Here is a 10,877-nt window from a genome sequence, read left to right as displayed (position 1 = left end):
AAAAAAGTTTTTGCCACAGATTTCAAAGATTAAAAAGATTTTTAAGCTGTGTAACGAATCAATCTGTGTTAATCTTTGAAATCTGTGGCAAATTAATTTAGTGCTTCACTAAATGAGACATTAAATTTTGACTTTTACTTAATTGTTATTGAAATTGTTATTGAAAAAAATTTACAATAGAATTTGCCTATCGATTTGTTGGTCTAACGAAATAAAAGTTTCCGTTCTAGAAACGCCTTCGATGGCTTGGATTTTTGTGTTGAGTAATTGCATTAAATGTTCGTTATCGCGACAAATAATTTTAATTAATATCGACCAATTACCTGTTGTATAATGACATTCCAGCACTTCGGGTATTTTTTTTAAATCTTTGACAGCTTCAGGATTTCTTGCCGCTTTGTCCAGATAAATACCCACAAAAGCCATGGTATTATAACCCAAAATTTTATTGTTCACGGTAAATTTCGAACCCGAAATAACTCCAGATTGTTCTAGTTTTCGAAGTCGCTGGTGAATTGCTGCACCCGAAATTCCAATTTTGTTCGCGATTTGGAGAATTGGTTTTCGAGCGTCGTCCATCAAGTCGCGCAAAATTTCTTTATCGATTCCGTCTATTTCTACAATTAGAGAATTGATTTTCATAATTATATTTTTAAACTAAAATGCTGTTTTTAGTTATAATTTGAAATCAAAAGTAATCAAAATGAATTAAAAAAAGATGAATTTTAAATAAAAAAATCCAAATCCCAATTGAGGTGACAATTAGAATTTGGATTTTTTATTGGTATTGAAATTGCAATTAAGAGTGCCATTTCATAGAAGTCTATTTTCCTTTGTTGGCTTCGGCGATGTATTTTTCTAAAGCCATTGTCATCGATGGTGTTTCGGGAGTTGGCGCAAGAATATCAATTCTTAAACCATTTTCTAAAGCTTCTTTTTGTGTTGTGCTTCCAAAAACTGCAATTCTTGTATTGTTTTGTTCGAAATCTGGGAAATTCATAAATAATGATTTGATCCCTGTTGGACTAAAAAACGCAAGCACATCATAATAAACATCGGCTAGATCTGACAAATCACTCATGACCGTTTTATAAAAAATAGCTTGAGTCCAATCTACTTTTAAGTTGTTAAGAGTTATTGGCGCATCTGCATTCAATTGATCTGATGCGGGCAATAAGAATTTTTCGTCTTTATATTTCTTAATTAAAGGAGACAAATCGGCAAAATCTTTTGGACCAACATAAATTTTACGTTTTCGGTAGACTACATATTTTTGCAAATAAAAGGCTACTGCTTCAGACTGACAAAAGTATTTTAATCCTTCGGGAACTTTATAACGCATTTCATCAGCTACTCTGAAAAAATGATCTACAGCGTTTCTACTCGTTAAAATAATTGCGGTGTAATGATTGAGATCAATTTTTTGAAGTCGAATCTCTTTTGCATTAACTCCTTCTACGTGAATAAAAGGTCTGAAATCAATTTTTAATTTATGCTTTTGTTGAAGCTCAAAGTAAGGTGAATTCTCTACTTTAGGTTCGGGCTGTGACACCAAAATTGTTTTCACTTTCATAGTTAATCGTTTTCTAAGCAATCCCTTTTGTAAACCAATAATACATAAAATAGTAAGGTGCTATTTCAAAGGCGCAAAGATATAAAATAAAATAAAATATCTTACCAAATATTAGTGTTTGATAATTTTTAATTGAAATCAAATAAGTTAATATATTTATTATGAGCACAATAGCAACAATGCATACTAAAATATTTCTTGAAATTGAGTCATAATAAAATAATATTACATTGATTGGGAGTAGAAATAAACCAATATAAGTTCTGTATATTACTTTTTGTAGATTAAATTGTTCGATAAATTCCTCAATATCGAATGAAGTTGCAATTATTTTCTCGATTAAATATTTTGATAAAATAAAGAAAATCAAGAAAGTAATTATTTGAATGTACAAAATCCAATCTGTTTTTGAAGCATAACCAAAATGGCTCAATAAAAGCTGAATCAAGAAAGCTAACGAAATAACCTGAACAAAAAACAATGAAATGGTAAAACCGCTTTTAAGGTGACTGCTGTCTTTGTAAATATTGATGTATTTATCGGAATAAATTAATTTTGAAAAATCGGCAAATCGAGTTTCAAAGACTGATTTGGTAATAGCAATTATAGAAAAAGAAAGTACAAACAAGAAAGTCGCCCAATCTTTATTTTCTAATATTCTAGGATGGAGTACATTTTCAATCATATTGATACAAAATTACTACTTTTTTATTTCATTCTTTTTATTATAAATTTAATATCATTCAAATGGCATAAAAAGATTATTTTTGCATGGAAATTAATCAAAATATGAACGACTGTATTGTTATAATTCCAACCTATAACGAAATTGAAAATATCGAAAGTATTATAAGAGCGGTGTTATCACAACACAAACCTTTTCATATTCTTGTTGTTGATGATAATTCTCCTGATGCTACAGCCGATAAAGTAGTTTTACTACAAACGGAATATAAAGATAGATTATTTCTAGAAAAAAGAACAGGTAAATTAGGACTAGGAACTGCTTATGTACACGGTTTTAAATGGGCATTAGATCATAAATATGAATATGTTTTTGAAATGGATGCCGATTTTTCTCATAACCCAAACGATTTAGAAAAATTGTACGATGCTTGTCATTTTGGCGGCGCTGATTTAGCCATTGGATCACGATATGTAACAGGAGTAAATGTTGTAAACTGGCCTTTAAGTCGGGTGCTTATGTCTTATTTTGCCTCGGTTTATGTAAAATTCATTACCGGAATGAAAATTCATGATGCCACAGCTGGATTTATTTGTTACAAAAGAGAAGTATTGGAAAAAATAAACATTGATAAAATAAAATTTGTGGGCTATGCTTTTCAAATTGAAATGAAATACAGAACCTTCTGCAAAAAATTTGAAATTGTCGAAGTCCCAATTATTTTTACAGATAGAACAAAAGGACAATCTAAAATGAGTAATTCAATCATAATCGAAGCAGTTTTTGGAGTTATTGCACTTCGATTAAAACGGTTAGTCAACTCGATATAATATGAAAATGATAAATAGGGTTTTAATAAAGAATGCCAAGATAGTAAACGAAGGAATAATCTTTGAAGGAGATGTACTCATCGAAAATGACTTAATTGTTGAAATTTCAGAAAGTATTAGTGCGAAATCAGCACAATACACCATTATCGACGCCGAAGGAAATTATCTAATTCCAGGCGCAATTGATGATCAAGTACATTTTAGAGAACCTGGACTCACGAACAAAGGCGATATAGAATCGGAGTCTAAAGCAGCTGTAGCTGGTGGTATCACCTCGTTTATAGAACAACCCAATACGGTTCCAAATGCGGTTACTCAAGAAATATTAGAACAAAAATACCAAATAGCATCCCAGAATTCCTATGCAAATTATTCCTTTATGATGGGAGCAACTAACGATAACTTATCCGAAGTTCTAAAAACAAATCCCAAGAATGTTGCCGGAATTAAAATATTTTTAGGCTCATCAACCGGAAATATGTTAGTGGATAACGATGTTACTTTAGAAAAAATATTTTCGAGTACACCGTTGTTAATTGCAGTGCATTGTGAAGATGAAACTACTATAAAAAACAATTTAGAAAAATACAAAACTCAATACGGCGACGACATTCCAGTAACAGCGCATCACTTAATTCGCAGCGAAGAAGCGTGTTATATTTCGTCATCAAAAGCAATTGCTCTAGCCAAAAAAACAGGAGCTAGACTGCATGTTTTTCATCTTTCTACGGCTAAAGAAATGGATTTATTTACCAATAAAATTCCATTAGAGGAAAAGAAAATTACCGCCGAAGTTTGTATTCATCATTTGTGGTTTACCAATGATGATTATGCTACCAAAGGCAATTTGATAAAGTGGAATCCTGCAGTTAAAACAGCCAACGATCGAAAAGTTTTATGGGAAGCTTTATTAGACGACAGGATTGATGTAATTGCAACAGATCACGCACCACATACTTTAGAGGAAAAAAAACAATCCTACTTAAAAGCACCTTCTGGCGGACCATTAGTGCAACACGCTGTTGTAGCTCTGTTTGAAGCGTTCCATCAAGGCAAAATAAGTATTGAAAAAATAGTCGAAAAAATGTGCCATAATCCTGCGAAAATTTTTAAAATAGAAAAGCGTGGATTTATAAAAGTGGGATATTATGCCGATTTAGTAATTGTAAATCCAGGTTTGCCATGGAGTGTAAACAAAGATAATATTCTTGCGAAATGTGGTTGGTCTCCATTTGAAGGATATACTTTTAAATCCAGAATTACGCATACGTTTGTAAACGGTCAGTTAGTATACAACGCGTTTAAAGTAAAAAATATCCGAGCTGGAAAACGATTACTATTTGACAGATAAACATTTTAAGATGAAAAAAGTACTATTTTTTTTAGCTTTGCTATCAGTATTAGTTTCTTGTAAAGAAGAAATAATAAAGAAACCAAAAAAACTTATCGAGAAAGATATAATGATAGACATTATCTATGATTTATCTATTCTAGAAGCAATAAAATACCAACATCTTACTTCTGCCGAAGATTACAATACAAACCCAACAGCGTTTATTTTAAAAAAATATAAAGTGGATAGCTTACAATTTGCGAAAAGTAATAGTTATTATGCAACGAATTATAAGGAGTATAAAAAAATGTATAAAACAGTTAATGATCGACTGGAGAAAAATAAATTAGCACTTGATACCTTAATTGCTGCTGAAAATAAAAAACAAAAAGCCCTTAAAAAAAGTAAAGAAAAAACGAATCTAAAAAAGTAAGAGACTCGATATTAATTTTGAAAAACAACAATAAAAAGCTGTTTTTCCAGATCATAAAATCAGCTTACAAATTTTGCTATTTCTTTTATGTTCTGATTGATATCCAAAAAAGTTATTCCCAATGCGTTACTTATTTTAGCATTTGAGTATAAATTTTTAGAATAAGAAGCTTTAGCAGCAGCTCTAGAAAGTTTTCTTTTTTGTCTAAAAAAAGTGGATACAAACCAATCTATTTTCCACAAAAAACCCATCAAAATTGGACTGGCATAAATTGTAGGTCTTTTCATTTTCAAGGCATTTGCAATTGAATTTAACAGATCACGATACACAATGTTTTCTGCAACTAGCGTAAATCTTTCGTTGTTGATGTTACTATTCATGAGTTGAATCAAAATTTTGACTACATCATTTACGGCAACAAACCCAGTTATTCCTTTGGTGTAGAACGATAAGCCCTGTTGGATTTGAGTAAAAATTTTTCCGCTTCCTTCTTGCCAGATGGTTGGACCAAGAATTACTCCTGGGTTTACAATAATGACATTTAGTCCTTCCTGATGTCCTCGCCAAACTTCCATTTCAGCGCCATATTTAGAAATAGCATAATCAGAATGCGGTTTTTCGGGATTCCATTCGGTTTCTTCGGTTATGGTTTTTTCATTGTTTTTTAAATCGCCCAGCGCAGAAATTGAACTTATAAAGCATAATTTTTTTACACTATTAGAGATGCAAAAATTGACAATATTCGCAGTTCCTTCAATATTAGTTTTGCGAAGTAAGCCTTCGTCCTTTGGGTCAAATGATATTATTGCGGCACAATGATAAACATATTCCACGTTTTCGAAAGCAATTTCCAAAGTTGGTACATCTAATATATCAGCAATAATCCAGTCTATTTTTTCAAAAAGTAATTCTTTTTTATAAAGAGAAAAAAGCGTTTTTGTTCTTTGTATAGTTTTTTCATTTCGATAAATAGCGCGAACCGAGACTCCATTATCAACTAAATGAAGAAGTAAATGTGCACCCACTAATCCCGTTCCTCCTGTGACTAAAACCATATCGTAAATGTAATAAAATCAACAGCAATGGCAATGGCAATTTCAATTGGAATAAAATGCACTAACAATATCCTAAAATGCTTTGAAAACTCTTGTCAATTTTGAATAGATTTTGATTTTTTGAAATTGAATTTTGAAATTGCTATTGAAATTTTGAAATTGCCATTGCCATTGAAATTCTTATCTTTGCCCAAATTGATTATTTAAATGAAAAATATTATTGCCGAATTACAATGGCGCGGATTGGTTCACGACATCATGCCCGGAACCGAAGAACAGTTATTGAAGGAAATGACCACTACTTATATTGGTTTTGATCCTACTTCAGATTCCTTACATATTGGGAGTTTAGTGCCCATAATTCTTCTGGTTCATTTAGGTAACTTTGGACATAAACCCATTGCACTTGTTGGCGGAGCAACCGGAATGATAGGTGATCCATCAGGAAAATCAGACGAAAGAAATCTTTTAGACGAAGCTACTTTAAATCATAATGTGGCTGGAATAAAGCAAGTATTGTCTCGTTTTTTGGATTTTAGTTCCAATGAAAACAACGCACCTATTTTAGTAAACAACTACGATTGGATGAAGGATTTGTCCTTCATTAATTTTGCTCGTGATGTAGGTAAACGCATTACTGTAAATTATATGATGGCCAAAGATTCTGTTAAAAAACGGTTAACTGGCGATGGCGAAGGAATGTCCTTTACGGAGTTCACCTACCAGTTAATTCAAGGGTACGATTTTTATCATTTGCATAAAGAATTCAATTGTTTGTTACAAATGGGCGGTTCAGATCAATGGGGAAATATCACAACAGGAACCGAATTAGTGCGACGAATGAATCACGATGGAGCCAAAGCATTTGCTATGACATGCCCATTGATTACAAAAGCCGATGGATCTAAATTTGGAAAATCCGAAGGCGGAAATGTTTGGCTTACTGCCGATAAAACTTCGGTATATAAATTCTATCAATTTTGGTTAAACACCACCGATGTTGATGCTGAAAAATACATCAAGATTTTTACTTTTCTCGAAAAAGACGCAATCGAAAATTTAATCGAAGAACACAAAGTTGCACCACATCTGAGAGTTTTACAAAGAAAACTAGCCGAAGAATTAACTGTTTTTGTACATACAAAAGAAGATTTGGATAAGGCAATAAAAGCATCGAATATCCTTTTTGGAAATGCAACTGCCGATGATTTGAAACAACTAGACGAAGCAACTTTTCAAGAAGTTTTCGAAGGCGTTCCGCAAGCCGAAATAGCTAGAACTGAAATTGAAGTTGGCATCAATATTGTGGACGTTCTAAATGAAAAAACAGGATTTCTAAAATCGAATGGCGAGGCAAGACGAGCATTGACAGCCAATTCTATTTCGGTAAATAAGGAAAAAATACCCGAAGATTTTGTGCTTTCGACCAAAGATTTAATCAACAACCAGTTTGTATTGTTGCAAAGCGGGAAGAAAAATTATTTTGTGATTCGGGTTAAATAAATTTATAACTTTACTTAAAATAACAAAAGCTATGGAAACTCAATTTTTGACTGACGAAAAAGGAAATAGAACAGCGGTTTTGTTGCCCATAAAAAAATACAATAAATTGATCGAAAATTTGGAAGATCTAGAAGATGTTCGTCTTTATGATGAAGCTAAAAGAGAGGATGATGGTTATCGAATATCATTTGAAGATTATATGAAAACCAGAGAAAGTAAAAAGTCAAATGTATAGTATTGATTTTTCCAAAAAAGCACAAAAGAAACTCGATAGATTATCCGATGACATTGCAAATCCAATTTTATCAGCAATTGGAAGTCTTTCTGATAATCCTCGACCGCAAGGCTATAGAAAGTTGAAAGACAGAAAAGGATACAGGATTCGTGTGGGAGATTATAGAGTAATTTATGAGATTTTTGACGACATCCTTCTAATTGATGTTATTGACTTAGGGCATAGAAAAGAAATTTACGATTAACAATACAATTCTTAGAATTTTTCTTAGTGAACTTTGCGCATTCCTAGTGTCTTTGTGGTTAAATAACCATCAAATTGCATCCTCGAATGTCGCTGTTATCAAAACGTCCCAATACTTCGAAGGAATTATTGGGATTTTTTTTTGAAAGTAACTATTGTTATTTTGTCATTTTGAGAGTTTTTTTTTGAATATTAACACTGCTATTTGTTTTAAGAATTCACGATTAAAAAAAAAATTAGGGTTAATTAATTACATTTGTTCTTGTAACCAGAATTTTCAAACGATTTATTTATACCTAAAAATAATTCAATACTTTATTTTCGAAAACTCCTAAACTTGAATTTTGCATTGAAAACAAGACTTATACACACTTTTTTTATTTTATTTTTACTCAACATGGTGTACACTCCATGTTTTGGACAGTCTCAGGTTTTATTTAATAAAATAAACCAAACTAAGGGCTTGTCTAATGACAGAGTAAGCAGTATTGTTAAGGAGAAAAATGGTTTTGTTTGGATTGGAACCGAGAACGGATTAAATCGTTTTGATGGCAACAAAATAAAAATATACAATAAACAAAATAGTGGCTTAAGTTCAAATGATATATCTGATTTGTTAATTGACCATAAAGGGAGAATTTGGATAGCCACATTTGGCGGAGGTTTGAACTTATACATTCTCTCGAACGATAAATTTGTAGTTTACAAAAATATTTTAAATAATAATACTTCAATTCCTTCCAATGAATTGAATACTATTTTTGAGGATTCAAAAGGTATTATTTGGCTGGGTACAAAAAATGGACTTTCTTATTTAAATGAAAAAGATCAAACTTTTAAAACCTATCAGTTCGATAATAAAAATATTCATTCCATTAGTCACAATGATGTTAGGAGTATTTTTGAAGATACAGACAAAAATCTGTGGATTGGTACTTTTGGTGGAGGACTAAATAAATTCAATACAACTACTGGAAAGTTCAACCAAATCAAGACGTCTAATGCTATTTCACCCGACTACATTCACTCTTTATGCGGAATCAACAAAAACGAAATCTTAATAGGAACCAGTGGAAAAGGATTGCTGACATTTGATTTGAATAGTTTGAGTTTTCAAAAAAAGTTATATGGAATAGATAAAGCTATTAATATTGTGCGTTGCCTTAAAAGAGATCGAAAAGGCGTGATATGGATTGGGACTGATGGTGTAGGGCTTTTTAAAGTGAAAAACATAAATAGTATTCGTCCATCGGTCACTAATTACACTAATGATTCCCAAACGGATTTATCTATTTCCAGCAATGCCATTTATGCGCTGATGGAAGATGAGAATTCAAATATTTGGTCGGGAACGGCTTGGAATGGGGTTGACGTGTTGGGTCTTAATGAAGATTATACTTTTATACCAAGTACTAGTAAAAGGGAATCTCCCGTTTCGGTATTGTCGGTCTATAAAAACAAGAATGCTTATTTTATGGGATTAGATGGAAAAGGATTGAGTGTTTTTTCGAAAAATTACAATACTACAAAACGGTATAATAGCACAAATAAAAATTCAATTGGTGATGATTACATTCAATACATATATGAAGCTCAGAATGGAACGCTTTGGATAGGAACTTTTGTCAATGGATTGGTTAATTTCAATTACAAAACAGGTAGTTTTACCCAATTTAAACAGAATTTAGGAGATTCAAAATCTTTGAGTTTTAATGATGTTCGTTACATTGTCGAAGATGAGAAAAACAATTTTTGGATAGCAACTTGGGGTGGAGGACTGAATTATTTAGATGTAAAAACAAAAGAATTTAAAAGTTTCAAGGAAAAAAAAGGAGCTGAAAACGCAATAAGCAGCAACAATGTACTATCGCTACAAAAAGACAAGCATTTTATTTGGGTGGCGACTTTTGGCGGTGGAGTGAATCTTTTGGATACCAAAACCAATCGATTTAAAGTGTTTAAAAGTATCGAAGGAAATACAAACTCTATTAGTAGCGATTATCTTTATAGTATTTTAAAAGACTCCAAAGGAAATATTTGGATGGGAACTGCTGGCGAAGGAATCAACTTATTGGATACCAAAACGCAAAAAATCAATCGTTTTGATGCTTTCAAGAATGTTCGTTATCAAACCGTGATGGCAATTGTTGAAGACAATAATGGACTGATCTGGTTTAGTACCAAGCAAGGCATTTTTAATTATAATTATGCCACAAAAACGTTTAAAAATTTTTCCAATCTTAATGAAGATTATCATATAAATTCTGGTTTTAAGGACGAAAAAGGAATGCTTTATTTTGGCTGTTCCAAAGGAGTTGTCAAATTTAATCCCGAAACCATCGAGGTCAATAATGTCAATCCAAAAGTAAAATTTACCAGCTTTAAACTTTTCAACAATGAAGTTCCTATTGGCGAAGACGAGATATTAAAAAAAGACATTTCTCTTTCTGAAAATATTACCTTAAAACACGATCAAGACGTAATTACTTTTGAATTTGCCGCAATGCTTTTTCCCTCTTCTGCCAGTTGCGAGTACCAAATAAAAATGGAAAATTTTGATAAAAATTGGCGATCAATAGGAAAAGAAGGGTCAGCAACCTACACCAATCTTTCTTCCGGCGACTATGTTTTTAAAGTCAGGAGCAGAGAATTGGGAAGTGAGTGGGCAAATCAATACAGTTCGTTAAATATTGAGATATTAAAACCTTTTTGGTTCGAATGGTGGGCTTTTTTGATGTATGCGCTTTTAGGAATATTGCTTTTCTATGTTTTTATGAAATACATCATTTCGTGGGAAAATATGAAAGCGGATTTACGATTCGAGAAATTTTCTCACGAAAAAGATGTGGAACTTTATAATTTGAAACAAGATTTTTTTACCAATATTTCTCACGAAATAAGAACACCCGTTACCCTCATTTTGAGTTCCATAAATAAAGTAGTGAAAAACAACGAACTTTCTGAAAGTCAGCAGCTAAATCCTTTTG

Annotated in this window: 11 protein-coding genes; 7 read left to right on the top strand and 4 right to left on the bottom strand. The window is 31.9% G+C overall.

Annotated elements, in window-relative coordinates:
- Positions 1-171: 171 nt before the first annotated feature.
- The 3 genes from RMO53_RS13690 to RMO53_RS13680 form a co-directional block, all read right to left on the bottom strand.
- Entirely contained in the window at positions 172-642 is a 471-nt protein-coding gene (locus tag RMO53_RS13690; RefSeq protein ID WP_310381778.1) for an Lrp/AsnC ligand binding domain-containing protein, read from the bottom strand.
- A 181-nt stretch (positions 643-823) separates the two neighbouring features.
- On the bottom strand, positions 824-1,573 hold the full coding sequence (locus RMO53_RS13685) for a uroporphyrinogen-III synthase (protein WP_310381776.1): 750 nt from the start codon (positions 1,571-1,573) through the stop codon (positions 824-826).
- A gap of 13 nt (positions 1,574-1,586) precedes the next feature.
- Positions 1,587-2,258, bottom strand: coding sequence for a DUF4271 domain-containing protein (locus tag RMO53_RS13680; protein ID WP_310381774.1), 672 nt, complete (start codon positions 2,256-2,258; stop codon positions 1,587-1,589).
- Positions 2,259-2,362: 104 nt separating this feature from the next.
- On the opposite strand from RMO53_RS13680, the gene RMO53_RS13675 reads away from it, so the two are divergent.
- From RMO53_RS13675 to RMO53_RS13665, 3 genes are read left to right on the top strand one after another with little or no spacing between them, the layout of a single operon-like run.
- A complete protein-coding gene (locus RMO53_RS13675; protein WP_310381782.1) occupies positions 2,363-3,088 on the top strand; it encodes a polyprenol monophosphomannose synthase in 726 nt (241 codons plus the stop codon).
- A 10-nt stretch (positions 3,089-3,098) separates the two neighbouring features.
- Complete coding sequence (locus RMO53_RS13670) at positions 3,099-4,439, top strand: dihydroorotase (RefSeq protein ID WP_310381780.1); 1,341 nt, start codon at positions 3,099-3,101, stop codon at positions 4,437-4,439.
- A 10-nt stretch (positions 4,440-4,449) separates the two neighbouring features.
- Entirely contained in the window at positions 4,450-4,854 is a 405-nt protein-coding gene (locus RMO53_RS13665; protein WP_310381773.1) for a DUF4296 domain-containing protein, read from the top strand.
- Positions 4,855-4,913: 59 nt separating this feature from the next.
- Here the strand turns inward: RMO53_RS13665 and RMO53_RS13660 are convergent, their stop codons facing one another.
- The gene (locus RMO53_RS13660) at positions 4,914-5,909 is read right to left on the bottom strand and encodes an NAD-dependent epimerase/dehydratase family protein (RefSeq protein WP_310381771.1); all 996 of its coding nucleotides are present in this window, start codon (positions 5,907-5,909) and stop codon (positions 4,914-4,916) included.
- A gap of 207 nt (positions 5,910-6,116) precedes the next feature.
- Here RMO53_RS13660 and tyrS point away from each other — a divergent pair, with 207 nt between their 5' ends.
- From tyrS to RMO53_RS13640, 4 genes are all read left to right on the top strand, one after another.
- Complete coding sequence (gene tyrS, locus RMO53_RS13655) at positions 6,117-7,412, top strand: tyrosine--tRNA ligase (RefSeq protein ID WP_310381769.1); 1,296 nt, start codon at positions 6,117-6,119, stop codon at positions 7,410-7,412.
- A gap of 31 nt (positions 7,413-7,443) precedes the next feature.
- Positions 7,444-7,647: a hypothetical protein gene (locus RMO53_RS13650; RefSeq protein WP_310381767.1), complete on the top strand. Its 204-nt coding sequence runs from the start codon at positions 7,444-7,446 to the stop codon at positions 7,645-7,647.
- A complete protein-coding gene (locus RMO53_RS13645; protein ID WP_310381765.1) occupies positions 7,640-7,891 on the top strand; it encodes a type II toxin-antitoxin system RelE/ParE family toxin in 252 nt (83 codons plus the stop codon). Before RMO53_RS13650 ends, RMO53_RS13645 begins: the two co-directional genes overlap by 8 nt.
- A gap of 396 nt (positions 7,892-8,287) precedes the next feature.
- On the top strand, positions 8,288-10,877 hold a 2,590-nt coding region (locus RMO53_RS13640), incomplete at its 3' end, for a two-component regulator propeller domain-containing protein (protein WP_310381763.1).

The organism is Flavobacterium sp., assembly GCF_031409475.1.
In the GTDB taxonomy this organism is placed as follows: Bacteria; Bacteroidota; Bacteroidia; order Flavobacteriales; family Flavobacteriaceae; genus Flavobacterium.
Note: the sequence above shows the minus strand (reverse complement) of the source record. Positions and strands in the feature narration are given on the sequence as shown.

Bases quoted from the DNA above. Each gene is read 5' to 3' on its own strand.
- RMO53_RS13690 (WP_310381778.1), bottom strand. From the start codon at position 642: ATGAAAATCAATTCTCTAATTGTAGAAATAGACGGAATCGATAAAGAA.
- RMO53_RS13685 (WP_310381776.1), bottom strand. From the start codon at position 1,573: ATGAAAGTGAAAACAATTTTGGTGTCACAGCCCGAACCTAAAGTAGAG.
- RMO53_RS13680 (WP_310381774.1), bottom strand. From the start codon at position 2,258: ATGATTGAAAATGTACTCCATCCTAGAATATTAGAAAATAAAGATTGG.
- RMO53_RS13675 (WP_310381782.1), top strand. From the start codon at position 2,363: ATGAACGACTGTATTGTTATAATTCCAACCTATAACGAAATTGAAAAT.
- RMO53_RS13665 (WP_310381773.1), top strand. From the start codon at position 4,450: ATGAAAAAAGTACTATTTTTTTTAGCTTTGCTATCAGTATTAGTTTCT.
- RMO53_RS13660 (WP_310381771.1), bottom strand. From the start codon at position 5,909: ATGGTTTTAGTCACAGGAGGAACGGGATTAGTGGGTGCACATTTACTT.
- tyrS (WP_310381769.1), top strand. From the start codon at position 6,117: ATGAAAAATATTATTGCCGAATTACAATGGCGCGGATTGGTTCACGAC.
- RMO53_RS13650 (WP_310381767.1), top strand. From the start codon at position 7,444: ATGGAAACTCAATTTTTGACTGACGAAAAAGGAAATAGAACAGCGGTT.
- RMO53_RS13645 (WP_310381765.1), top strand. From the start codon at position 7,640: ATGTATAGTATTGATTTTTCCAAAAAAGCACAAAAGAAACTCGATAGA.